The organism is Pseudolactococcus plantarum, assembly GCF_002441715.1.
Classification (GTDB): domain Bacteria; phylum Bacillota; class Bacilli; order Lactobacillales; family Streptococcaceae; genus Pseudolactococcus; species Pseudolactococcus plantarum.
Map to the genome: position 1 here is coordinate 44,502 of NZ_JXJX01000003.1, position 26,025 is coordinate 70,526.

Genomic DNA, 26,025 nt, shown 5'->3' on the forward strand with positions numbered 1-26,025 from the left:
AAGTTGCTAACAATCAGACTGAGTGTGAGGAGATGTTAAAGCACTTTTGTGCTAAAATTAAGATATGAAGAAAATAATTGGTATAACAGGTGGTATCGCTACTGGAAAATCCAGAGTGAGCGCTTTTCTAAAATCTCATGGATATGAAGTCATTGATGCCGATTTGGTGGTAAGAGAGTTACAAGCAATTGGGGGACGACTATATCTTGCAATCTATGATACGTTTGGTCAAACATTTTTTTTAGAAAATGGTGAACTAGATAGAGTGAAACTAGGGGATGCTATTTTTTCAGATGAAAAAATGAAGGAAAGATTATCCGTCATTCAAGATAAAATTATCCGTCAGGAGCTTTTAGACAGGTGTCAAGCCAGTAAGGCGGATGTAGTATTTATGGATATTCCCTTATTATTTGAAAAAAATTATGCAGGATTCGATGAAATCTGGCTAGTTTATGCACCTAGAGAAACGCAGATTGAAAGGTTGATGAAGCGAAATAAGTTGTCTAGAGTAGATGCTATTAAGAGAGTAGATAGTCAAATGCCGATTGCGGATAAACGTGCTTTGGCGACACGTATCATTGAAAATTGTGATACAATAGACGTATTAGAAATGCAGTTAATAACCATAATAAATGAGATGTGACGAGTGCTATCAGGAGATAGTGTTCGTTTTTTAGACGCTAGATAACGTGTGACAGTCCATGACTGTTAAACAAAAGTACATCGCTACGCTTAATCAGTTTAAGGTAGAGGTTAGCTGACTTGACTAGGATGTGTGCGTCTCATTGAAATTATAGAAAGATGTGGCAATTATAGAAATAAATTGGAGACGAAACCTGTTGATTGCTTGGTTTGGTACTTTTTTTACCTCAGCTAGTATTTCACTTGTAATGCCTTTTATGGCCTTGTATGTGCAATCATTAGGTGTAAAAGGAAATGCTGTTGAATTATTTACTGGTTTAGCTGTGGGGATTAGTGCGCTTGCTAGTGGGTTAGTTGCGCCAATATGGGGGCGTTTGGCCGATCAGTATGGGCGTCGGATTATGATGATTCGTGCATCGATTGTGATGACATTTACCATGAGTGCTTTAGCTTTTGTACCAAATGTCTGGTGGCTGTTAGCTATGCGTTTACTTAATGGTATATTTGCAGGGTATATTCCAAACTCCACTGCACTTATCGCTAGTCAAATCCCAAGAGACAAAAGTGGCTATGCACTTGGTATTTTGTCAACAGGGATGATAGGTGGGTCGTTAATTGGCCCTTCTATCGGTGGTTTTTTTGCACAATTAGTCGGCATGAAGAATGTTTTCTTGATTACAGGTATTGTCTTACTGCTCGTGACCATCCTTACAATATTTTTTGTACAAGAAAACTTTACGCCTATTGAGCGAGTAGATTTATTAAGCACACGTGAAGTCTTCGATCGTGTATCAAATCGACATATTTTGTATGGCTTGTTCATTACGAGTTTTGTTTTGCAATTGACCGTTCAATCCGTAGCGCCAATCCTACCACTTTATATTCGCCAATTAAATGGTCATTCTGGAAATATATTTATGATATCAGGGTTTATCGTATCAGCAGTGGGAGTATCTGAGATGTTATCATCAGGAACTTTAGGAAAACTTGGTGATAAGATTGGTAGTCATCGGTTGATTATTATTGGTCTCATCTATAGTTTAATCGTCTATATCCCGATGGCTTTTGTCAAAACACCGCTACAACTTGGTGTGTTACGATTTTTATTAGGGTTTGGCTCAGGTGCTTTAGTTCCCTCAGTCAACTCTTTGCTATCTAAATTGACACCACCAGAAGGCATCTCACGTATTTTTAGTTTTAATCAGATGTTCAATAATTTTGGTCAAGTTGTTGGCCCGCTGCTAGGTAGTGCGATAGCCGGTTATATCAGTTATCAGGCAGTTTTTATCGCGACTAGTTGTTTTGTGTTATTTAACCTTATTTGGTCGCTGTTTAATTTTAGAAAGTTTTTAGGAGTCAGAAGTATTGCGCGTTAAAATAAATCTCAAATGTACTGGTTGTGGTCGGCAAAATTATATTTCTTCAAAAAATAAAGCGACCCATCCGGAAAAAGTAAGTGTTTTAAAGTATTGCCCAAATGAGCGAAAAGTGATTATACACATTGAAGCTTAGTCTTGTATAAAAGAGTCAAACCGAACATTATGTAGAGTTGTTAGAAAATTTCAACTTTTTTGCTTTTTTGATACTTTAAAAGATGATATAATATAAACTAACTACACTAGAATATTTGTACTAACAGGTGCCTATCAATTGTTATATTAGGTTATCAGCAGGTAGTAAAGGTAATCTGATCAACAAATATCGTGTTTTTATAAAAGGAAAGTAGCCAAAATGGTGGCTACACATATGGATAATGAAAGAACTTAATAAAAGACATTTTTTAAACTACTCTATCTTAATCCCTTATCTAGTCTTATCTATATTGGGATTGATTATTGTATTTTCGACGACAGTTCCTCATCAGATTGAATTGGGATTATCGCCCTATCAGTTATTTAGGAACCAAACAATTTTCTTCATTTTTTCTCTATTTATGATTGCAGTAATCTATAAAATGAAGGTTGAAAAGTTAAGATCAAGAGGTTGGTTTGGTATTTTGATTCCAATCATGTTAGCTTTACTATTTATAGCCAGGTTTTTTACACCAACGATAAATGGTGCCCATGGTTGGATTTCAGTTCCAGGTATTGGAACCATTCAACCCGCTGAATACTTAAAGCTAGTTTCTGTCTGGTTTTTATCTGCTACATTTGCAACTAAACAAAACAAGATTGCAGCCCAAGATATTGATGCCTTGTTTGATAGGCATAAATTTTGGTCAAATTTTGTGACTGGCTGGCGGTTTTGGGTTATCTTGATGATTGGTGCAGTGGTCGTGATGCCTGATATGGGTAATGCCTTGCTTATCATCATCAGCTCATCAATGGTTTTTGCTGCCAGTGGTATCTCTTATCGATGGACAACAGGCTTTATCAAGATATTTGGTGGTCTCTCATTGTTTGCTCTAGCAATTTTAAAATTAACAGGTGGTAATATTATTCCCAGTGTATTCTCATCAATTACCTATGTCAATAAACGTTTTGTTGCGTTTGCAAATCCATTCCAAGATACTGGAGATTCAGGCCACCAGATGATCAATGGTTATTATGCCATGTCTAATGGTGGTTGGTTTGGTAGGGGATTGGGTAATTCTATTGAGAAAAAGGGTTACTTGCCAGAAGCACATACGGACTTTGTATTTGCCATCGTGATCGAAGAGTTGGGATTGATTGGTGCGATGATCATCTTAGGCCTAATCTTTTTCTTGATCATGCGAATTTTTATGGTCGGTATCAGTGCCAAAGATCCTTTTAATAGCATGATGGCAATTGGTGTTGCGGGGATGTTCTTCGCGCAAATATTTGTCAATATCGGCGGAATTTCAGGGCTTATCCCATCTACCGGGGTTACCTTTCCTTTTCTAAGTCAGGGTGGTAATTCGCTGTTGACCTTATCTGTAGGTGTTGGGTTTGTCTTAAACATCTCTGCAGATGAGAAGAGAAGAGAATTAGCTGAAAAAACTGAAAAATATGATGTCTCTGATGTCTCAAGATTATCATTAGTAGAAAAGTAGATGGATAGATGAGTGACGTATTCGCTCATCTTATCTAGAAGCGTATAAAAAGTTGCAAGAACATAATATCTTTGGAGTTTAGAAAAGGAAAGGCTATATAAATGAAAAAACTACTAGTTGCCAATCGTGGCGAAATTGCTATCCGTGTCTTCCGTGCTTGTAGCGAATTGGGTATTTCAACCGTTGCTATTTACGCAAAAGAAGATGAATATTCAGTTCACCGTTTTAAAGCAGATGAAGCTTATATGGTCGGTCAAGGGAAAAAACCTATTGACGCTTATCTAGATAGTGATGATATTGTGCGTATTGCACTTGAATGTGGCGCTGAAGCTGTTCATCCAGGTTATGGTTTATTATCAGAAAATATCGAGTTTGCCCGTAAAGTTGAAGCAGCAGGCCTTATTTTTGTCGGCCCAACATTACATCATCTAGATATTTTTGGTGATAAGATTAAAGCTAAAGAAGCTTCTGTAGCAGCTGGTGTTGGCTCAATTCCTGGTACAGAAGGTCCTGTTGATTTAGAGGGTGCATTAGCCTTTGGTAACGAATTTGGCTATCCTGTGATGATTAAAGCTGCACTTGGCGGCGGTGGTCGTGGTATGCGTGTTGCGCATAATGAAGCAGAAGCACGTGATGGCTACGCTAGAGCTGCATCAGAAGCAAAATCTGCATTTGGGTCTGACGAAATTTATGTTGAAAAATATATCACAGATCCAAAACATATCGAAGTCCAAATTTTAGGTGATACGCATGGTAATGTGGTGCATCTATATGAGCGTGATTGTTCTGTGCAACGTCGTAATCAAAAAGTAATCGAGGTAGCCCCAAGTGTTGGGATGTCTGATGACTTACGTCATCGTATTTGTGAAGCTGCTGTACAATTGTGTAAACATGTCGGCTATGTGAATGCGGGAACAGTAGAGTTTTTAGTTAAAGATAATGAATTTTATTTCATTGAGGTTAACCCTCGTGTTCAGGTTGAGCATACGATTACAGAAGTTGTGACTGGGATTGATATTGTTCAAGCACAGATTTTAATCTCAGAGGGAGCAGATCTTCATAAAGATGTTAAAATCCCAGAACAAGATAAAATCCCGTTACTTGGATCTGCGATTCAATGTCGTATTACGACGGAAGATCCAGAAAATAACTTCTTGCCAGATACAGGTATCATCGATACGTATCGTTCACCAGGTGGGTTTGGCGTTCGTCTAGATGTTGGTAATGCTTATTCAGGTTATGAGGTAACGCCTTATTTTGATAGCTTACTTGTTAAGGTCATTACGAGTGCGACAGATTTTAATGAAGCGATTCGCAAAATGGATCGTTGCTTACGTGAATTTAGAATTCGTGGTGTAAAAACCAATATTCCTTTCTTAAGAAACGTACTCAACCATCAGTCGTTCATATCTGGTAATGCTAAGACAACGTTTATCGATAGCACACCTGAACTGTTTAATTTCCCACGTTTACGAGATCGTGGTAATAAAACAATGAAATACATTGCAAGTATCACAGTAAATGGTTTCCCAGGCATTGATCAAACGCCTAAACCTTATTATGATGCAACACGCATGCCAAAAGTTAAAAAAATTGAGACACTGACAACTAAAAATATTTTAGATAATGAGGGTGCAGATGCAGTTGTAGACTTTGTTAAATCAAGAAAAGAAGTACTTTTAACAGATACAACATTTAGAGATGCCCATCAAAGTCTTTTAGCAACGCGTGTTCGTACACAAGATATGAAACAAGTGGCTCAGGCAGTAGATGAAGGATTACCTAATCTGTTTTCATCAGAAATGTGGGGCGGTGCCACATTTGATGTTGCTTACCGTTTCCTAAATGAAAGCCCGTGGTATCGCTTGCGTGAACTTCGTAAATTGATGCCAAATACGATGTTCCAAATGTTATTTAGAGGCTCAAATGCTGTAGGTTACAAAAACTATCCAGATAACGTGATCGAAGAGTTTATCAAGGTAGCTGCACGTGAAGGTATGGATGTTTTCCGTGTGTTTGATTCATTGAACTGGTTACCACAGATGGAAAAATCAATTCAAGCTGTCCGTGATACAGGTAAAATCGTTGAAGCAACAATGTGTTATACAGGTGATATTTTAGATAATGATCGACCAAAATATGACATCAAATACTATAAAGATTTAGCAAAAGAACTCCAAGCGACTGGTGCACATATTTTAGCCATTAAAGATATGGCTGGTATTTTAAAACCTCAAGCTGCTTATCGTTTAATTTCTGAATTGAAAGATACGATTGATATTCCACTCCACCTACATACCCATGATACAGCAGGGAATGGTGTGATGATTTATTCTGCTGCTGTTGCAGCGGGTGTCGATATTATCGACGTCGCAACGTCTTCTATGTCATCAGGAACAAGTCAACCAAGTATGTCATCAGTTTACTATGCCCTTAAAAATGGCGATAGAACACCGCATTTAGATAATGATAATGCGATTCAAATCAATCATTATTGGGAAGATGTCCGTAAGTTTTATGCACCGTTTGAAAAAGGACTAACAAGCCCTCAAACAGAAGTGTATATGCATGAGATGCCAGGAGGGCAGTATACTAACCTTCAAGCACAAGCAACTGCAGTTGGGTTAGGCTTAAGATTTGATGAAGTGAAAAACATGTACCATACTGTGAATATGATGTTTGGTGATATTATTAAAGTGACACCATCTTCTAAAGTGGTCGGGGATATGGCTCTCTTCATGGTTCAAAATGATCTGACTGAAGCAGATATCTATGCTAAAGGTGAGACGTTGAGTTTCCCTGAATCAGTGATTAGCTTCTTTGCTGGTGATCTAGGTCAACCTGTTGGTGGTTTCCCAGAAAAATTACAAAAAATCATTTTAAAAGACAAACCGTCATTCAAAGATCGTCCAGGTTTACATGCTACACCGGTTGTATTTGAGGATGTGCTTGCTGAGTTAACTGAAAAATTAGGGTATAAACCTGCTCAGCACGAAGTATTAAGCTATATTTTATATCCACAAGTTTTCTTAGACTATCAAAAAATGCAAAATGAATTTGGTAGTGTAACCTTACTTGATACACCGACTTTCTTTAATGGTATGCGTGTTGGTGAAAAAATATCTGTTGAAATCGAGAAAGGAAAAGTATTACTCATCCATCTTGATAGCGTTTCTGAACCAGATAACGAAGGAAACAGAACGCTGTTCTTTAACTTAAATGGTCAAAGACGTGAAGTGTTGGTAAAAGATACATCGATTAAGACGACATCAGTGATGAATCAAAAAGCAGAACCAACCAATCAACATCATATTGGTGCAACCATGCCAGGATCTGTTGTAACTGTATTAGTTGAACCAGGTGAGAAAGTTGTCAAAGGACAGCCACTCATGGTAACTGAAGCGATGAAAATGGAAACAACGATTGAAGCACCTTTTGATGGGGAAATCAAACAAATTTTTGTTAAAGCAACTGAGTCAATCGCGACACAAGACTTATTAATTGAATTAAAATAAAAACCAAAAGAGCAGATCGTTTAGATCGCTTTTTTGATTTGTTTAGCCTTTTTTCAATAAGTCGTTAGTATAATGAGTAAATAATTAGCAAAAAAAGTGAAAAACAAAAATAAATACAATAAAACTAGAATAATTCTTCACAAAGTGGTATAATGAGTACGTAAAATAAATTTTGGAGGAACTTAAGAAATGGCAATCGTTTCAGCAGAAAAATTCATTCAAGCCGCTCGTGACAATGGTTACGCAATTGGTGGATTCAATACTAACAACTTGGAATGGACACAAGCTATCTTGCGTGCAGCAGAAGCTAAAAAAACTCCAGTACTTATCCAAACTTCTATGGGTGCGGCTAAATACATGGGTGGTTACAAAATGTGTAAACTCCTTATTGAAACTCTTGTAGAATCAATGGGAATCACTGTACCAGTATCAATCCATCTTGACCATGGTCACTTTGACGATGCGCTAGAATGTATCGAAGTTGGTTATTCTTCACTAATGTTTGATGGATCACACCTTCCAATCGAAGAAAACCTTAAACTTGCTGAAGAAGTTATCGCTAAAGCACACGCTAAAGGTATCTCAGTTGAGTGTGAAGTTGGTTCTATAGGTGGTGAAGAAGACGGAATCGTTGGTGAAGGTGAACTTGCACCTATCGAAGATGCAGTAGCAATGGCTAAACTTGGAGTTGACTTCCTTGCAGCTGGTATCGGTAACATCCACGGTCCTTACCCAGAAAACTGGAAAGGTCTTCATATCGATCACTTGACTAAATTGAACGAAGCGCTTGTAGAAGCTATGGGACACAATGTGCCAATCGTATTGCACGGTGGTTCAGGTATTCCTGATGATCAAATCCGTGAAGCGATCGCTAACGGTGTTGCTAAAATCAACGTTAACACTGAGTGTCAACTTGCATTTGCAAAAGCAACTCGTGAATTTGTAGCTGAATTCAACGCTAACGAAGCTGAATACATGAAGAAAAAACTCTTCGACCCACGTAAATTCTTGAAACCTGGTTTCGATGCAATTACTGCTTCAGTTGAAGAACGTATCGATGTTTTCGGTTCAGCTAACAAAGCATAATTAAGTTTCAAATATGATTAAAAATGCTTATCAGTGATGATAAGTGTTTTTTTTGATGCTAACGTTAGTGTAGCGAACAGCTTATGTTTTTGGGTTAAGTGATGTCAATCTTCTGATGATATGGCTTTGATATTTATCGATTTAAAAATTAAAATGTTTAAATAACACATTAAATAAAAGAAGTGCTATAATATAATGTATGGAAGTTAACTGGATTATTTCAGATAGCTAATGAAAGTGTTTTAACTTTTGGACACAAATATACTTAAAACTAGATGATTATCTGATTGAAAAGTAAGGATATCCAGTTGGATATTTTTTCTTTTGTCACATTAAAGTTAAAACACGAATAGAATTAGGAGAAATATGGAAGAAACAAAGCAACAAGACGTCAAGATATTTAATCAGTCTTTTATACAAATTTTTATGATCAACTTCTTTGTCATGCTATCCTTTTACAGTTTGACAGTTGTCATCGGTCCTTATGCCGTTAACCAATTAGGAGAATCCCAATCTGTTGCGGGTCTTCTCGTAGGTATTACTGTCATCGGCTCGTTAGTGGCACGCTTGTTAAGTGGTTTTATTATGCAAAAACTAAAGACCAAGTCTATTTTATTTTTAGGCGCAGCTATTTTATTGCTTAGTTTGATCAGCTATGTATTTGCTAAAGAGCTAAGTCTGCTAGTTGGGATGAGATTTATTCAGGGATTAGCGATCGGCTTAATTAGTACGGTTACCAATACAGTTGTCGTGCTTGTGATTCCTGTTGAGCGAAAAGGAGAAGGGATCTCTTATTTTAGCTTATCGACAGTCATTGCAACAGCGCTAGGGCCTTTTATCGCACTTTTGTTAGTCAATGCGATCGGCTATCGTTTATTTTTTATACTGGCATCATTAATTGGTGTCTTCGTATTGATGGCGATATTTTTTGTACATGAAAAAGTTGTTAATCTGCCTAAAAAAGCACAGCATCAAGCGATTAGTCTGAAACATTTTATTGAACCTAAGGCGGTACCACTTGCTGTTGTGATGTTAATTGCAACGATCTCATATAGTGCCATTCAAAGTAACCTAACCTTTTTTATGTCAGAGCAACACATGGCTAGCTATGCCAGTTTCTTCTTCTTGATCTATGCGGCATCAATTTTTATCAGCCGACCGTTTACGGGTGTTTTGAGTGATAGGAAAAATGAAAATTTTGTGACGTATCCTTGCTTAATTTTATTAATTGTAGGGTTTATCTTGTTATCGCAAGTTAGTGGGCCATTTATTTTTATCATTTCAGCTATCTTCATTGGTCTTGGGTTTGGTAATTTACAGTCTTCTATTCAATCGACAATCGTTAAAAATGCAGCTTTGGATAGAGTAGGTGTGTCGACATCAACGTATTTTATTTTGTTTGATTTGGCTTTTGGTGTTGGACCAGTGTTACTTGGTATCATTGCACCGATGATCGGATTCAAGGCATTATTTGAATTGATGTCCATCGTCGGAGTTGTTGCGCTCATCTTATATTATTTGGTGCATGGTAGACATGTATCGAAAACTTTATAGGAACATCGCCTATGCTATAACCTGATTGATGTGCTGAGGCTTTGGGTCTCAGCACACGGTGGATTAGCTGGTTTTTAAGCAATAACCCGTCTATGTAGCAATATCATCATCATCATACACATAAAGGCTTGAAAATTTAGTTATTTTAAGGTAAAATCGGAGTATGGCTTATAAAAAGAAACCAAAAACGACTTTTCAAAAAGTCGTCACGATTATTGTATGGTTGATGCTTATTTTAATTGTTTTCGCAGCAGCAGCAGCAGCTATATCGGTATTTATCTAACTTCGTCTTTTGATGAAGTTTTTCTTTTTGCCAAAATGCTTTGAAGGCTTAAATTTGATAGAGCGGGCTTGCCTCTACGTGACTAGTATCTAACACTTGGATGTCGTTTTTAATATCAACATCATGTTGCATTAAGGTATTTTCCATGGTCAAATGTGCGAGTTCTTTGAGGTTATTTTCTTGACTACGGTGACCGAGAAAGATTTTACTCGTTTGTCTACCAATCACAGAAAGTGCGGTGCTAGCACCATCTTCGTTGGATAAGTGACCGTGATCTGAAAGAATCCGTTGTTTAAGACGCCAAGGGTAGTTGCCCATTCGTAAAATTTCAACATCATGATTTGATTCCATCAAATAAGCATCTGCATTTTCGATGGTCCCTCTCATACGATCGCTAACATAGCCTGTATCTGTTAGCATGACAAAACTTTTGCCATCTTTCATGAATTTATAAAATTGTGGTGCAGCAGCATCATGGCTAACACCAAAACTTTCGATATCGATATCACCAAAAGTGAGGAGCTTGCCCATCTCGAAGGTGTTTTTTTGTGCACTATCTATCTTGCCACAACTCTCTCCGATAGCTTGCCAGGTCTCTTGATTGGCATATAGCGCCATATTATATTTTCGCGCGAGTACACCAAGTCCTGCGACATGGTCTTTATGCTCATGCGTAACTAAAAGTGTATCGACGTCGCAAAGACTTCTGCCAATCTCATTCATCAAGCCTTCAATTTTTTTACCTGATAATCCTGCATCTACAAGTATTTTACGCTCTGGTGTCTCGATATAGGTAACGTTACCTGAGGAGCCACTTGCTAATATACTATATTTAAATCCTTGATTTGCTGTCAATTTAGACTTCCTTACTAATTATAAAACTTGAAAAATAATGATAGATACGTTGATATTAAGGACTATAGCTGAGCATGGGTAACGGTTACAGGTAGCTGATGTCATACCTATAACGTTTTTGGTAAGTCTATCCTAAGTGTGATTAGTGATCATCATCAGGATGGTTAGACCAGCTGTTACCCTCATCATCATTATCTGTTTCGAGCGGTGCATATGGTAATACAACGGTGAAAGTTGTGCCGGTTTTACCATCAGATTTGGCCCATACAAAGCCATCGTGCATTTTTATGATATCGCGTACGATAGAAAGACCTAGACCACTGCCACCTTGATTTCGACTACGTGCCTTATCAACTCGATAAAAGCGGTCAAAAATTTTAGGGAGATCTTTTTTGGGAATACCCATCCCTTCATCAGAAATACGCAATAATACTTGTGTATTCGTCTGCTCTAGATTGACGGTGATTTTTCCGCCGTCTGGGCTATACTTAATGGCATTGTTCATTAAATTATCGATGACTTGCCCGAGTTTATCTGTATCTATTTCCATCCAGATAGGTTGCAGAGGAATCTGGCGAATGATCTTAAACTGTTTTTCATTCGTTTCTGTACTGCCAACGATTTGATCGAAGCGATTTAATTGATAATGTAGAAAAGCAATCAAGTTAATGACTTCTTTTTCGAGTACGATTGTATCAGAATCCATTCTAGACAAAGTAACGAGGTCTAAAATCATACGAATCATACGGTCAGTTTCTTTTAGAGAGACCTTGATGAAAGAAGGCGCGATATCTGGATCTTGTAATGCCCCTTCGTCTAATGCTTCGAGATAAGATTTGATAGAAGTTAGGGGTGTACGTAGTTCATGAGATACGTTAGATACAAACAGACGTCTTTCACGTTCGTTTTTTTCTTGTTCTGTTACATCATGTAAAACGGCCACAACACCGGATATAAAGCCAGATTGTCTACGAAATAATGCGAATTTAATCCATAAAGTAGTGAATTCACCCATATTATTTTCACAATCAATAGTGATTTCTGGTTCTGATTCTAGTAAATCACGAAAACTATAGTTTTCATTGATACCTAGCACATCAGTAATCTTACGAGATAAGATATCTTGATCTTTGACGTTCAGATACTCTAAAGCAGCAGTATTGGCTAAGACAATTTTACCTCTACGATCAGTTGCGATCACACCATCAGTCATATACGTTAAAATACCGTTTAATCGTGTACTAGAAGACTCCAGCGTTTCTTGTGCATGTTCGATTTTCTCGCCTAAATTGACAACTTTGTCGTACAGTCGATTAATTTCAGTATTACCACGAATTTGTTTGCGAACAGTGTAGTTTTTTTCTGTAAAATCATCAATTTGATCAGAGATTTGGTTGAGCCCTTTGGATAGGCGATAAGTAAAAAAGATCACGAAACAAAGTGAGATGACATAAAATGCACAGAATCGAGCAAGCGAATCACGTTGTGATAAAAACGCGCTTGTATTAAAGATAAAGAGACTTAAAAAAAGCAGTAAATGCAGCATTACTGCTTTGAATAAGATACTGCTTGACATAGGTAGTTTATTTTTCATTAGGATCACTCAAATAGTAGCCAACGCCACGACGTGTTACAACGTATTCAGGTCGACCAGGGGTATCTTCGACTTTTTCGCGTAATCGTCGAATGGTTACATCTACTGTACGAACATCACCAAAATAGTCATATCCCCAAACAGTTTCAAGTAAATGCTCGCGCGTCATAACTTCGCCGATATGTTTGGCAAGATAATGGAGCAATTCAAATTCTCTATGTGTGAGATCGATATGCTTGTCATTTTTATATGCTGCATATTTTTCAGGTGCAATAGAGATATTACCGATGTGGATATCTTTTTTATCGCTGTTAGTCGTGCTAGTTTCGATGGCGATATTAGACCGACGTAAATTTGCTTTAACACGTGCTAGCAGTTCGCGATTTGAAAAAGGTTTGGTCACATAGTCATCAGCGCCAAGTTCTAATCCGATGACTTTATCAAATTCAGTATCTTTTGCTGAGACCATGATAATTGGGACCTCAGAAGATTTACGAATTTCTCGCGCCACTTCAAGCCCATCTTTTTTGGGTAACATCAAATCTAGTAAGACTAAATCGGGTTGTTCTGTTTCAAAGATGGTTAAGGCTGCTTCTCCATCGAAAGCTGTTAAAACTTCATACCCTTCTTTTGTCAGATTAAATTTGACAATATCAGAAATTGGTTTTTCATCATCAACAACAAGTATTTTCTTCATATATGTGTTCTCCATTATTACTCTTATTATAGCTTTTTTTTGCTATTTCTACAATCAAAACAGGTTATCTATTAAAAAATCTAACTAATTTATGTTGAAAAAAATTTAAATAAATCGAAATAAATTGTTTGATAATTCTGACTTTTAATGTTAGAATAGATTCATGTTATAAGTTGTGACATAGGGAAAGAGAATAGATTAGATTAGGAGTTTTACATGCCACTTATAGAATTTAAAAATGCTGAAAAGTATTATGGTGATTACCACGCATTGAAAAACATTAATTTAGAGATTGAAGAAGGTCAGGTAGTCGTGTTGTTAGGACCTTCTGGATCAGGGAAATCTACTTTAATTAGAACAATTAACGCATTAGAAGGTATTGAAGCTGGACAACTGATTGTTAATGGTCATCACGTAGATCATGCATCGAAAAAAGACCTAGTTGAACTTCGAAAAGAGGTTGGGATGGTGTTTCAACATTTCAATCTTTATCCCCATAAAACTGTGTTAGAAAACGTAACATTAGCACCTGTCAAAGTATTGAAAAAAGAATTAAGAGAAGCGACAGTTGTTGCTGAAAAATTTTTAAAATTTGTTAACATGTGGGATAAAAAAGACGCTTATCCTGGTCAACTTTCTGGAGGTCAAAAGCAACGTGTAGCAATTGCGCGAGGTCTTGCAATGAATCCCAAGCTATTATTATTTGATGAACCAACCTCAGCACTAGATCCAGAAACGATTGGCGATGTATTATCTGTTATGCAAGGATTAGCAAAAGATGGTATGAACATGGTGGTTGTAACTCATGAGATGGGCTTTGCAAGATCAGTTGCTGACCGTATCATCTTCATGGATGCAGGTGAAATTTTAGAGGATACAACAGATGTTGCAGGGTTCTTTGACAATCCTCAAGAACCACGTGCCAAACAATTTTTAAGTAAAATCATTAATCATTAAGGATCGATGATTCGAGTGTTACGATCACACAGGTTAAGATAAGTATAAAATAAGGGAGTATATATTATGAAAAAATCAATTAAAATTTTAGCAGGTATCACAACTATTTTAGCAGCGACAACACTTGCAGCTTGTGGTTCATCGTCAAAAAATGATGCCAGCAAATCTGCAACTGATAAAATCAAATCAAATGGAAAAATTGTATTTGGGATCAAGCAAGATGTACCAAACTTTGGGTATAAAGATCCTAAAACAAATGAATATAAGGGTGTCGAGATTGATATCGCCAACAAAATTGCTAAAAAATTAGGTGTTAAAGCAGACTTTGTACCTGTTACTGCACAAACACGTGGCCCTTTGTTGGATAATAATCAGGTAGATGCAGTAATTGCGACATTTACAATTACTGATGAACGTAAAAAAACATATAACTTCACAACACCTTATTTCACTGATGAAGCAGGTTTCTTAGTGAAAAAAGATTCAGGTATTGATAGCGTGACAGATTTAAATGGTAAAACAATTGGTGTCGCACAATCATCTTCTACAAAAACTGGTCTTGAAGCACTCGCTAAAGATAAAGGCATTAAATTTGAGTATTCTGAATTAGCAGATTATCCAACACTAAAAACAGCCTTAACTTCAGGACGTATCGACGCATTTTCAGTTGATAAATCAATTTTATCAGGGTATGTAGATTCAAAAACTAAAATTCTTGGCGAAGGTTTCGCTAAACAAGAATACGGTATTGCAACTAAAAAGACAAATACTGAGTTAGCTGACTACTTGGATAAAGAGATCAAATCACTTCAATCAAGTGGTGAATTGAAAAAATTAACTGATAAATATGACTTGAAAGATGCATCTGCTAAGTAATGTTTAACTTGCGATTGCGAGCGATGTTTTAAGGATATGCTTATGCTATAAGTCTAATCCATAAGGGAACATCTAGTTTCGTGAATCATTTAAAATTTAAGAAAGGTTATATATGAGTCCTTTTGCTTTAGAACGTTGGCAGGCATTCTTTGCTGATTTTGGCCAATTCGCTAAGGGGTTTCTCTTCACGTTAGAAATTTCGATTGGCGCTCTAATCCTAGCCATGTTTTTAGGATTGGTTTTTGGATCACTCTCAGCTACAAGAAACAAGTGGTTAAGAGGGTTCAGTAGAATTTATGTTGAGGTGTACCAAAATACACCCTTATTGATCCAATTTGTTGTCTTATATTATGGGTTCCCACTCCTTAATAAGCATTTAACTATTTCTGCTTTTTGGACGGCTATTATCTGTGTGGGTGTTTATCATGGTGCTTACATCGCTGAGGTTATCCGATCTGGGATAGAAGGTGTGCCAAAGGGACAAACAGAGGCTGCTGAGTCTCAAGGGTTTACCTATGGCGATACGATGCGTTTGATTATTTTACCACAAGCCCTTAGAATGATTTATCCACCGCTGACCAACCAAGTTGTTAATTTGATTAAAAATACATCAACAGTTGCGATCATCTCAGGTGCAGATTTGATGTTCACAGCCAAATCTTGGTCATCAATGAATGTGAGTTATATACCAGCCTTTGTAGGTGTCGGCGTGCTTTATTTTGTACTATGTTTCCCACTAGCTACCCTAGCAAGACGCATGGAAGAAAAAAATAAAAATGCCTATAGTGTTGGGTAGAAAGGATAGTATTGATGAGTTTAGCGCAAGAAGCGTCACAATTATTTACCGCGACGAATATCCGTTTTCTATTCCAAGGGTTGGGATTGACAATTTTTATCGCATTCATTTCCATTGTCTTATCGACAATTTTTGGCACAATTTTAGCCGTTATGCGTAATGGTAAGAATCCATTTTTCAAGTTGATTGCCAGTATCTATGTCGAAGTGGTCAGAAATGTCCCTAACTTATTATGGATTTTCGTTATCTTCTTGGTTTTCCAAGTGAAATCAGTCCCAGCTGGTATCATTTCATTTACTGTTTTCACAACTGCAGCATTAGCAGAGATTATCCGTGGCGGTCTAAATGGTGTGCCAGGTGGTCAAACAGAAGCTGGAAAATCACAAGGATTTACTGATTTTCAAATTTTAACCAATATTGTATTACCCCAAGCGATTCGTAAGATGTTACCAGCTATTATTTCTCAGTTCGTAACAGTTATCAAAGATACATCGTTCTTGTATTCTGTAATCGCGCTTCAAGAATTGTTTGGTAACTCACAGATTTTGATGGGACAATATTTCCAAGCAGGTCAAGTGTTCATGTTATATGGATTTGTCGCTTTGATTTACTTTGTGATTAATTTTGTCTTATCACAGTTGTCTCGTAGACTCCAAAAATCGTGGGCAAATTCATTAGAATAAAAAGAAGAGCTGAACGGCTCTTTTTTTGTTAATAACTACAGTGTGTCAACTCAGCAATTGTCAGAAGTTTGTTATCTGAAAAAAGACTATCAGTTCGCTGAAATAAACTTGACAGTAAACACTCACGCATCTGCTCACTCACTGTTTGTGACGGTGCTATGTTGGTAAGTGGGTTACTCTCGTTTTGGGTGTGTCAAGCAATATTCGTTATTTACTGCCAAATATAGACAAAAAAATGATATAATTTAAGAATGAATAAGGGAATTTTGATCACGTTTGAAGGTCCTGAGGGTGCTGGAAAAACGACTATTTTGCAACATATACTACCTAAGTTACAGGCAAATGGTGTTGATATCGTAGCAACACGAGAACCTGGTGGGATTAGAATAGCAGAAGCGATTCGAGAAATCATTCTTGCACCTGAAAATACAGCAATTGATGGTAAAACGGAATTGCTGCTTTTTGCGGCAGCTCGTAGACAGCATCTTAATGAAAAGGTACTGCCTGCATTATCAGAAAATAAACTCGTTATCATTGATCGATTTATTGATTCGTCAGTTGCTTATCAAGGCTATGCACGCGGTATAGCAGTATCTGATGTTGAGATGATTAATCAGTTTGCGACAGATGGTCTTGTGCCAGATTTGACCTTATATTTTGATGTAGATACTGACATTGGTTTGTCACGTGTGATGTCTGGTAATCGTGAGATTAACCGACTTGACTTAGAAGCAAGGGAAATGCATGAGAAAGTGCGTGCTGGCTATCAAAAAATTGCTGAGCAAAACCCGGATCGACTTATAAAGATTGATGCTTCACAACCTATTGACGCAGTTATAGCAGATACCTTAAGTGTCATTAGTCGTCGTTTTCCGGAGATTTGCTAATGAGAGTTTCTGATTTTCAACCAGCACTCTTTAAACGGTTTTCACATGTCTTAAAAGCTGATAAATTGCACCATGCGTTTTTATTCTCAGGAGGCTTCGGGGCAATGGAGATGGCGTTGTGGTTAGCGCAATCTAGGTTTTGTCGTGACTTACAAGCTGGGTTACCGTGTGGAAATTGTCGGGAATGTCGCTTAGTTTTAGAAAACGACTTTACAGATTTGCACATTGTAAGGCCGGAAGCTCAGACGATTAAAACACAACAAATCCGAGAGTTACTCGTCACTTTTTCTCAGTCTGGTTTTGAGGGAAGTCGGCAAGTGGTGATTATTGATGGTGCTGAAAAGCTCCATGTTAATGCGGCAAATGCTTTGCTGAAATCAATAGAAGAGCCAGAATCTGAAATCTATATCTTTTTATTAACAGCATCAGAAAATATGGTACTAGACACGATTAAATCACGGACACAGGTGATCAATTTTCCAAGTCAATCGTTGATCATACAAAATGTTTTAGAGCAAAATGGGTCATTAAAAACAGATGCTATGATCATTTCAAACATCGTTTCTGATATGGATGATGCCAAAACATTAGCAAAAGATAGCCAATTTTTGGATGGGATTAAGACGGTCAAGAAGTTTTCAACCATGTTGGTAGATAGTCGATCGGATGCCTTTTTACAAGCAGCAAGCTTAGCACTTTGTTTTAAAGATAAAAAGTCCCAAGGACTAGCTTTTAAACTATTAGCGATCTTTTTGACTAAAGCGTGTCAACCACAATTAGTGGCGCAAGTGTTTACAGCACAAAAATATTGGCGTGCTAACGTGAATTTTCAATCGTGTATCGAAAAAATTAGTTTAGCATAAAAGATATGTTTGAAGTATAGAGAAAGAGACCAATGAATTACGAAATAAAGTTCGCTCATGGCGAAGATAATATTTTTGTTACAAGCGACAATCAATATAGTATAGCTGATCAAGTAGTGGTTAAAGTTGATAAATGTCGGATGATCGGACACATCACGCGTGAACTCAAAACGCCTTTGACGTGTGATGGCGTGATTATAGCAGCTGCAACTCAACTTGACTTGGATACTGCGGCAAAAGTTGCGCAAGACAGTGACAATGCCAAGGTCAGCATCAAAGCCTTGGTTAATCAACATCAGCTTGATATGAAAGTTATCGAAGTCCAATATACGTTGGATTATAAACGACTTTATATCAGTTTTACTGCTGATCATCGTGTTGATTTTAGAAAATTATTAAAAGACTTAGCTAGTACATTTAAAACCAGGATTGAGTTGCGTCAGATTGGCTCACGAGATGTTGCTAAGATATATGGTGGCATAGGTCCTTGTGGTAGACCCTTATGTTGTTCTGAATTTATGGGAGAATTTCCTAATGTCAGTATTAAAATGGCAAAAAATCAGGCCCTATCACTCAACCAAAATAAATTAAACGGACTTTGTGGTCGTTTGATGTGTTGCCTAACCTATGAAGATGATTTTTATCGTCAGGCTAGAAAAAACTTTCCAGATTTTGGTGATACCATCAAGACTGCTGATGGTGAGGCGAGAGTAATTGGCTTAAATATTTTAGGAAATACTGTCAAAGTCCGGATGGATAGCCTAGTACGAGATTATGATGTGTCAGAAATTGAGGTGGTTTGATGACGAATAAATTACCTTTTTTTGAGAATCTATCAGAACTTGAGGAAAGATTAGTTGCGACACTCACGCAAGTGAGTGATATCAAAAGTAATTATCAAAAAATATTATCAGAAAATACAAGTCTGCGCTTAGAAAATGCGCGTTTACGAGATCGTTTAGCTGAATTTTCTGAGCCGCATATCACTGAAAGTAAAAATGAAAAATCGAGTAAGAAAGTCCCGATGTCAAATTTACAAGAAATTTATGAAGATGGCTTCCACGTCTGTCGTGATTTTTATGGACAGCGTTTAGAACCAGGAGAGACATGCTTGTATTGTGCGGAGATTTTATATAGATGATGAATTTTCAGCAAAGTTTTAAAGGAGCGAAAGCTTTCGGTCAATTATTTTTGGTCCCTACGCCGATTGGCAATCTCGAGGATATGACGTTTCGTGCAGTTAGCACCTTGAAATCAGTGGACTTAATTGCCTCAGAAGATACTCGAAATACGCAAAAATTATTAAATCATTTTGAAATTTCAACACCTCAGGAGAGTTTTCACGACCATAACAGTGGATTAAAACTATCTAAAATGATTGACATTCTTAAGTCTGGTAAATCGATTGCACAAGTATCAGATGCTGGTCTGCCATCAATATCTGATCCTGGGCATGACTTGGTAAAAGCTTGTATTACTGAGGATATCGATGTGATTGCCTTACCAGGTGCTAGTGCAGGGATTACTGCCTTGATCGCATCTGGTATTGCACCACAACCACATATTTTTTATGGCTTTTTACCACGTAAAAAACAAGAGCAACTGGCTTTTTTAACGGATAAACAGCACTATCCTGAGAGTCAAATATTTTATGAATCCCCACATCGTGTCACGTCGACATTAACGAATATATTGTCTGTATATGGTGATCGAGAGATTACTTTTGTTCGTGAATTAACTAAAATTTATGAGGAGTACAGAAGGGGTAACATATCTGAGATAGTGGCATCGATTGATCAACAGCCTATAAAAGGTGAATGTTTGATTATCGTGAGTGGTGCACCAGAACAAGCTAGTGACTTATTATCAGAGTTGTCTAATGTGGCAGCTGTGCAAGCGTTAATTGATGCTGGTGAGAAAACGAATGTGGCCATCAAAAAGGTAGCCAAAGCACGTCAACTCATTCGTCAAGACCTCTACCAAGAGTTTCATCAACTCTAATTCTCGGTTTGTAAATGGCGTTATAAACAATAAGTATGTTTCTGTGTTTGATAACTGACGAGCTTGGAGATGATACACAAAACGTAAACATAGGACGGGTGTAGCTGTCCTATTTTATTTTTTTAGGTCGCCATACAATTTTTAAAAGGCCTAATTTTTGCATAATATGATACACTAAGTTTATGTTTGAATTATGAATAAACGATTAGAAGAGGTAAATCAGTTATGAAAATTAAAAAAATTGTCGCACTTACAACAGTAGGCTTACTTAGTATTGCTTTTTTGGCAGCATGTGGTAATTCATCTAAATCAGGCTCAAAAGCTTCAGATAAGGTGACGACGGTTACGATTGCACAAACTGCAGATTCAAAACCATATGCTTATAAAGATGGCGATAAATTAACAGGATTCGACATCGAGGTTTTAAAAGCAGTTGATAAAAAGTTACCAGAGTATAAATTTGATTATAAAACAGTAACTGACGAAGCGATTCTAACTGATATCGATGCGGGTCGTAGCCAGATCGGTGCTAACAATTTTGGTAAAACACCTGAACGTGAGAAAAAATATCTATTCTCATCACCTATTTCAGAAAATGTAAATGCTATTTTTTCAAGTACAAAAAATAACTACACATCAATCAAAGATTTGATCGGTAAGAAGACTGAAATTCCTGCAGGAACAAACTATGGTGCGATTTTTGAAGCATGGAATAAAGCAAATCCTGATAAAAAAATAAACGTGACTTATTCTGAACGTTCGTTAACAGATAGATTGGCTGCAGTTGAATCAGGACAAATTGATTTTCTATTTGCCTCAAAATTAGCTGCTGAAAACTTTGCTAAACAACATAATATTACTGTTGCAAGTAATATCCCTGATCTGAAAGACTACCCAACTTTTAAAACATATGAGTACTTTATTTTAGACAATTCTCAAGAAAAACTGCAAAAAGCAGTTAATAAAGAATTGAAAGCTCTTTATGAAGATGGGACGCTAGCTAAATTATCTAAAACATATTATGGTGGAGATTATGCACCATCAGCAGATAACTATAAATAATCTGTAGGGTTATTTTAGCCATAAAAACACGTATGACTCCTTAGGGACTTATACGTGTTTTTATATGAAAGATAAGCTACTCCTGATACGGCCTACTTAGCTATAATCGTGATGAATACACGCTTTTTTGCTGATGATCTGGCATAGATAATCCCTAAAATATGGTATAATGAAGAAATGGAAAATAAAGAACATATCAAGCAAATAGCTGATTTAATAGCCGTCTCACCCAAGCAAATCTCTCAAGTTTTGGACTTGACTGCAGAAGGTAATACTATTCCTTTTATTGCACGTTACCGTAAAGAAGTGACGGGGGATTTGGATGAGGTTCAGATCAAGTCAATTGTTGACGAACATGATCGACGGGTTAAATTAGACGAGCGTAAAGCCACAGTACTTGAAAAAATTGAAACGCTTGGCAAATTGTCTGATGAGTTACGTCATAATATTTTACAAGCAGATAAACTATCTGAGGTGGAGGAGTATTATCTACCGTATAAAACAAAACGACGGACTAAGGCAACGATTGCTAAAGAGCGTGGACTTTTTGGTTTGGCAAAACTTATCATGCAAAATGGTGATGTGTCAGGCAATGTCGCATCATTTTTAACTGATGATGTCGAAAGTAATGATGCAGCGATATCTGGTGCTCTTGATATCTTGAGCGAGGCAATTGCTGAAGATGTGAAGATGCGTGCCTGGGTATTAAATGAAATCAAACAACATTCTCGTATCGCAACCAGTGAGAAAGATGCTAGTTTAGATGAAAAAAATGTGTTTGAGATGTATTACGAGTTTTCAGATAAGCTCACAGAAATCCCCAATTATCGTGTATTAGCAGTAAACCGCGGAGAAAAACTTGGGGTATTAACTGTAAAATTTGAACATAACTGGGATAAACTAGTAGCTATGTTTGAGAATCGTTACAATGCTAAACAGAATGCTTATTTAAAAACGGCGATTCACGATGCCCTTAAATCAAAAATTGTTCCTGCTATGGAACGTATTGTACGTGCCGAGTTAAAAGAGCGTGCAGAAGATGGTGCGATAGAGACGTTTGGTAAAAACTTACGTAACTTGCTACTTGTTGCACCTTTAAAAGGAAAAATCGTATTAGGGTTTGATCCAGCCTTTAGAACGGGTGCAAAACTTGCAATCGTCGATAAAACAGGGAAAATGTTATTGACGACAGTTATCTATCCTGTTAAACCTGCCTCTGCGAAACAAATTGAACAGGCCAAAGTTGAGCTACATGACTTAATCACGACTTATGGTGTTGAGATGATTGCGATTGGTAATGGGACAGCTTCTCGTGAGAGTGAACAATTTGTTTCAGATGTCATCAAAGATCATCACCTCACTGTGAAATATGTCATCGTATCAGAAAGTGGGGCATCAGTTTATTCCGCTAGTCCTATCGCGCGTGAAGAGTTTCCGGAGTTGACGGTGGAAAAACGGTCGGCGATTTCGATTGCGCGACGCCTACAAGATCCTTTAGCAGAACTTGTTAAAATCGAGCCAAAAGCGATTGGTGTCGGACAATATCAGCATGATGTGTCTGAGAAAAAACTGACGGATAACTTAGATTTCGTTGTTGAAACGGTGGTTAACCAAGTTGGTGTAAACGTTAATACAGCAAGTGCCAGTCTGCTATCACATGTCGCTGGCCTAAATGCAACGATTGCTAAAAATATCGTGGCTTACCGTGAAGCAAACGGCATGATCAGCTCCCGTAAAGAAATTAACAAAGTACCGCGTTTAGGTGCGAAAGCTTTTGAACAAGCAGCTGGCTTCTTACGTATTCCAACGAGTGATAATATCCTTGATAATACGGGTGTTCATCCAGAGTCTTACAAAGTAGTATCACAGTTATTTGCTGAACTTGGTATCAAAGCGTTAGATGATGCAGCGCGTGAAAAATTAAAACAAGTTGATCTTAAACAGTTGGCAGATCAATTAGCTGTTGGACAGGCGACTTTAAAAGATATTGTATCAGATCTACTTAAACCTGGTCGAGACTTGCGAGATGAATTCGATGCACCATTATTAAGATCAGATGTGCTATCGGTTAAAGACTTACGAGTAGGTCAAAAATTAGAAGGTGTTGTTAGAAATGTCGTTGACTTTGGCGCTTTTGTGGATATCGGCATTAAAGAAGATGGCTTAGTGCATGTTTCTCGTATGTCTAAGAAATTTATTAAGGATCCATCTACTATCGTTGCAGTCGGTCAAATCGTGACAGTCTGGGTCTATCAAATAGATGAAAAACGTGGTGGTAAGGTTGGCCTATCTATGGTGGAATTAAAGGCATTGCCAAAAAAAGATGAAGACTAAAGATGATGAGTTATTAGCTTTTGTCAGATGGGTTTCTCAAGTTGATTTTGGTAAAGCTTTTGAACATGAGGCGAGATTTAATCGACGGTTAAAATCAACGGGAGGCAGATTTTTCCCAAAAGATTTACATCTAGATTTTAATGAGCGGATGTACGATCTCTTTTCTGAAGATGTTTTTCGCCAGATTGTACAACATGAGCTGGTTCATTATCATCTGTATAGAGCTGGTAGAGGCTATAAACATGGAGATGCTGAGTTTAAAAGCTTACTCTCACAAGTAGGAGGACTTAGATATGCACCCCCTTTACCAGATGTCAACTATCTAGTATATCAATGCCTATCATGTGGGCAAAGGTATCAGCGACGAAGAAAAATAGTTTTAAGTAAGTATCGGTGTGGCAAGTGTGGCAAACAGCTACAACTTATCAAGGAAAAGGGGTAGCTAATCTTTGAAAAAATCAGAAGAAAAACAACTTATTAAGGCAGCACAACACCTCTTTAAACGGTTAACGAAAACACAGCAGATCATTGCATTGCTTGTGGTTGCGGTAGGATTTGGGACTTATTATGTTGTCTCTAAATCAAGCAATCATCAAACACAGCAACAAGTGCAGCAACACCTACAACAGCAAGAAAAGGTTGTCACAGCGACAAACGCAAGTGAGTTTCTGAATTTGACTTGGGATGGCTCTGATACCTATTACGTTAAGATAAACGGTGGGAAATCAACTTTTTCTGCATCAGAGCTGACGCAGAATGACAAGACTGATTATTGGGTGAATTTTTCAAAACAAGATCAGCTAAACCGAGCTAATCAGGCAAATGCACGGTTGAGTTATACCCAATATATGAAGGTCAAAAAAATGAAGCGGCCAAGAATACCTTACAATCCAGTTGGATGGTATTACAATCATCGGTCAAATAATCAAGACATCACCTTCCATAATACGCCTGTGACCCTTTATAACCGGAGTCACTTGATTGCCTGGATGTTTTCTGGTGATGCAGGGAGTCCTAAGAACTTGGTTACAGGGACTAGAGCGATGAACTCACCTGGTATGCAAGATTTCGAGACCAAGATCTCTGATGTTTTATATCGTGATAAACTGCATGTTCGGTATCAAGTAACGCCAATATACCAAGACAGTGAACTGCTCCCACGTGGCATACATATGATGGCAAAATCAGTGGAAGACGATGGGAAGGTTTGTGATATAAATGTTTACGTGTTTAATGTCCAGCCCAACTATACGCTTGATTATACAACTGGTGTTGGTACAAAAAAATAAGTGAGGTAGAAGAATGAATTTATCGCATACTGAGTTAAATCAGTTACCAAAAATAGAATTGCACTGTCATTTGGATGGGTCGATTTCGATGGGAACGATTCGTGTATTGGCTGAAAAAGCAGGGATTAGTTTGCCTGATTCAGATGCAGCATTACGTGAGAAAATTACAGCGCCAGAAAATGCAGAAAGTTTGCTTGACTACTTGGCACCATTTGATTTTGTTTTACCGATGTTACAAACAAAAGAGGCACTTTCTTTAGCTGCCTATGATGTGCTCAAACAAGCTAAGCAAGATAATATCCGTTATATAGAAGTGCGTTTTGCACCGACACTCCACACAGAAAAAGACTTGACGTTATTAGAGGTCGTTCAGGCTGTAACAAAAGGTTTAGCTGATGGCGAAAGAGAGTTTGATGTGAAAGCAAATGCTTTATTGTGTGGGATGCGCCATGAATCTGCAGCCAGTGTTATGCAAGTTATCGACTTATTTTTAACTGGGGAGTTAACACATGTTGCAGGGTTTGATCTGGCAGGTGGTGAATCAGATGGGTTTGTAGGGGAATTCACTTCAGTGCTTGAAAAAGTGACAGCACATGATATTCCACTGACGCTTCATGCAGGAGAATGTGGCTGTGCACAAAATGTGATGGATGCGATCAAGCAAGGCGCAACACGCATTGGACATGGTGTAGCCATTAAAGATATGCCTGAAAAATGGGCTGAGTTGATCGATAAAAAAATTACTCTGGAGATGGCACCGACATCTAATATCCAGACTAAAGCAGTAGATAAAATAGAGAATTATCCGTTCAAAACGTTGCTCGATGCAGGTGTTAGAGTGACAATCAATACCGATAATCGAACTGTCTCTGGGACAACACTGACAGATGAATATATTAAGATTTCTGAGTGGTATGCACTAAAGGAATCTGAGTTCCGTCAAATCGCACAGTACGCCTATGAAGCGAGTTTTATGACACCACAACAACGCGCAGCACTGAAAGATGAGTTTGTGATAGATAACAAATAAGGCGTGAA

General features: G+C 37.5%; 25 protein-coding genes. 22 read left to right on the forward strand and 3 right to left on the reverse strand.

Annotated elements, in window-relative coordinates:
- The first annotated feature begins 64 nt into the window (after positions 1-64).
- The 8 genes from coaE to RU87_RS02325 all read left to right on the forward strand — a co-directional run bounded on the left by coaE (position 65) and on the right by RU87_RS02325 (position 10,093).
- Positions 65-643: a dephospho-CoA kinase gene (coaE, locus tag RU87_RS02290; protein WP_068160465.1), complete on the forward strand. Its 579-nt coding sequence runs from the start codon at positions 65-67 to the stop codon at positions 641-643.
- Positions 644-812: 169 nt separating this feature from the next.
- Complete coding sequence (locus tag RU87_RS02295; protein ID WP_096835798.1) at positions 813-2,018, forward strand: multidrug efflux MFS transporter; 1,206 nt, start codon at positions 813-815, stop codon at positions 2,016-2,018.
- The gene (gene rpmG / locus RU87_RS02300; protein WP_082782121.1) at positions 2,008-2,154 is read left to right on the forward strand and encodes a 50S ribosomal protein L33; all 147 of its coding nucleotides are present in this window, start codon (positions 2,008-2,010) and stop codon (positions 2,152-2,154) included. Before RU87_RS02295 ends, rpmG begins: the two co-directional genes overlap by 11 nt.
- Before the next feature lie 241 nt (positions 2,155-2,395).
- A complete protein-coding gene (locus tag RU87_RS02305; RefSeq protein WP_068160461.1) occupies positions 2,396-3,655 on the forward strand; it encodes an FtsW/RodA/SpoVE family cell cycle protein in 1,260 nt (419 codons plus the stop codon).
- A 101-nt stretch (positions 3,656-3,756) separates the two neighbouring features.
- Positions 3,757-7,170, forward strand: coding sequence for a pyruvate carboxylase (locus RU87_RS02310; RefSeq protein ID WP_068160458.1), 3,414 nt, complete (start codon positions 3,757-3,759; stop codon positions 7,168-7,170).
- Between the two features lie 189 nt (positions 7,171-7,359).
- Entirely contained in the window at positions 7,360-8,256 is an 897-nt protein-coding gene (locus tag RU87_RS02315; protein WP_068160452.1) for a class II fructose-bisphosphate aldolase, read from the forward strand.
- Positions 8,257-8,622: 366 nt separating this feature from the next.
- Positions 8,623-9,810, forward strand: a complete 1,188-nt coding sequence (locus RU87_RS02320) for an MFS transporter (protein WP_068160444.1) — start codon at positions 8,623-8,625, stop codon at positions 9,808-9,810.
- 163 nt (positions 9,811-9,973) lie between these two features.
- Entirely contained in the window at positions 9,974-10,093 is a 120-nt protein-coding gene (locus RU87_RS02325; RefSeq protein ID WP_082782120.1) for a DUF4044 domain-containing protein, read from the forward strand.
- Between the two features lie 48 nt (positions 10,094-10,141).
- Here RU87_RS02325 and RU87_RS02330 read toward each other — a convergent pair whose 3' ends face one another.
- The 3 genes from RU87_RS02330 to yycF form a co-directional block, all read right to left on the reverse strand.
- Entirely contained in the window at positions 10,142-10,948 is an 807-nt protein-coding gene (locus tag RU87_RS02330; protein WP_068160439.1) for an MBL fold metallo-hydrolase, read from the reverse strand.
- Between the two features lie 142 nt (positions 10,949-11,090).
- On the reverse strand, positions 11,091-12,494 hold the full coding sequence (locus RU87_RS02335; protein WP_425268478.1) for an ATP-binding protein: 1,404 nt from the start codon (positions 12,492-12,494) through the stop codon (positions 11,091-11,093).
- Positions 12,495-12,531: 37 nt separating this feature from the next.
- Entirely contained in the window at positions 12,532-13,239 is a 708-nt protein-coding gene (yycF, locus tag RU87_RS02340; RefSeq protein ID WP_068160436.1) for a response regulator YycF, read from the reverse strand.
- A gap of 216 nt (positions 13,240-13,455) precedes the next feature.
- On the opposite strand from yycF, the gene RU87_RS02345 reads away from it, so the two are divergent.
- The 14 genes from RU87_RS02345 to add all read left to right on the forward strand — a co-directional run bounded on the left by RU87_RS02345 (position 13,456) and on the right by add (position 26,017).
- Positions 13,456-14,196 carry an amino acid ABC transporter ATP-binding protein gene (locus RU87_RS02345; RefSeq protein WP_068160434.1) on the forward strand — a complete coding sequence of 247 codons (741 nt, stop codon included), beginning with the start codon at positions 13,456-13,458 and terminating at the stop codon, positions 14,194-14,196.
- 66 nt (positions 14,197-14,262) lie between these two features.
- A complete protein-coding gene (locus tag RU87_RS02350; RefSeq protein WP_068160433.1) occupies positions 14,263-15,072 on the forward strand; it encodes a transporter substrate-binding domain-containing protein in 810 nt (269 codons plus the stop codon).
- Positions 15,073-15,184: 112 nt separating this feature from the next.
- Positions 15,185-15,868, forward strand: a complete 684-nt coding sequence (locus RU87_RS02355; RefSeq protein WP_068160430.1) for an amino acid ABC transporter permease — start codon at positions 15,185-15,187, stop codon at positions 15,866-15,868.
- 14 nt (positions 15,869-15,882) lie between these two features.
- Positions 15,883-16,551 carry an amino acid ABC transporter permease gene (locus RU87_RS02360; protein WP_068160428.1) on the forward strand — a complete coding sequence of 223 codons (669 nt, stop codon included), beginning with the start codon at positions 15,883-15,885 and terminating at the stop codon, positions 16,549-16,551.
- 251 nt (positions 16,552-16,802) lie between these two features.
- A complete protein-coding gene (gene tmk / locus RU87_RS02365) occupies positions 16,803-17,438 on the forward strand; it encodes a dTMP kinase (protein WP_068160426.1) in 636 nt (211 codons plus the stop codon).
- Entirely contained in the window at positions 17,438-18,301 is an 864-nt protein-coding gene (locus RU87_RS02370; RefSeq protein ID WP_068160421.1) for a DNA polymerase III subunit delta', read from the forward strand. Before tmk ends, RU87_RS02370 begins: the two co-directional genes overlap by 1 nt.
- A gap of 32 nt (positions 18,302-18,333) precedes the next feature.
- Complete coding sequence (gene ricT, locus RU87_RS02375; RefSeq protein ID WP_068160415.1) at positions 18,334-19,104, forward strand: regulatory iron-sulfur-containing complex subunit RicT; 771 nt, start codon at positions 18,334-18,336, stop codon at positions 19,102-19,104.
- Positions 19,104-19,442 (forward strand): initiation control protein YabA, encoded by a 339-nt coding sequence (locus tag RU87_RS02380; protein WP_068160414.1) that lies wholly within the window; start codon positions 19,104-19,106, stop codon positions 19,440-19,442. The genes ricT and RU87_RS02380 overlap by 1 nt, the downstream gene beginning before the upstream one ends.
- Complete coding sequence (gene rsmI / locus RU87_RS02385) at positions 19,442-20,302, forward strand: 16S rRNA (cytidine(1402)-2'-O)-methyltransferase (protein ID WP_068160604.1); 861 nt, start codon at positions 19,442-19,444, stop codon at positions 20,300-20,302. The genes RU87_RS02380 and rsmI overlap by 1 nt, the downstream gene beginning before the upstream one ends.
- Positions 20,303-20,527: 225 nt before the next feature.
- Positions 20,528-21,364 (forward strand): transporter substrate-binding domain-containing protein, encoded by an 837-nt coding sequence (locus RU87_RS02390; protein WP_068160411.1) that lies wholly within the window; start codon positions 20,528-20,530, stop codon positions 21,362-21,364.
- A 177-nt stretch (positions 21,365-21,541) separates the two neighbouring features.
- Positions 21,542-23,698 (forward strand): Tex family protein, encoded by a 2,157-nt coding sequence (locus RU87_RS02395; RefSeq protein WP_068160408.1) that lies wholly within the window; start codon positions 21,542-21,544, stop codon positions 23,696-23,698.
- The gene (locus tag RU87_RS02400) at positions 23,688-24,140 is read left to right on the forward strand and encodes a SprT family protein (RefSeq protein ID WP_068160405.1); all 453 of its coding nucleotides are present in this window, start codon (positions 23,688-23,690) and stop codon (positions 24,138-24,140) included. Before RU87_RS02395 ends, RU87_RS02400 begins: the two co-directional genes overlap by 11 nt.
- 7 nt (positions 24,141-24,147) lie before the next feature.
- Positions 24,148-24,987, forward strand: coding sequence for a DNA/RNA non-specific endonuclease (locus tag RU87_RS02405; RefSeq protein WP_068160397.1), 840 nt, complete (start codon positions 24,148-24,150; stop codon positions 24,985-24,987).
- Between the two features lie 13 nt (positions 24,988-25,000).
- Entirely contained in the window at positions 25,001-26,017 is a 1,017-nt protein-coding gene (add, locus tag RU87_RS02410; RefSeq protein ID WP_068160394.1) for an adenosine deaminase, read from the forward strand.
- The last annotated feature ends 8 nt before the right edge of the window (positions 26,018-26,025 follow it).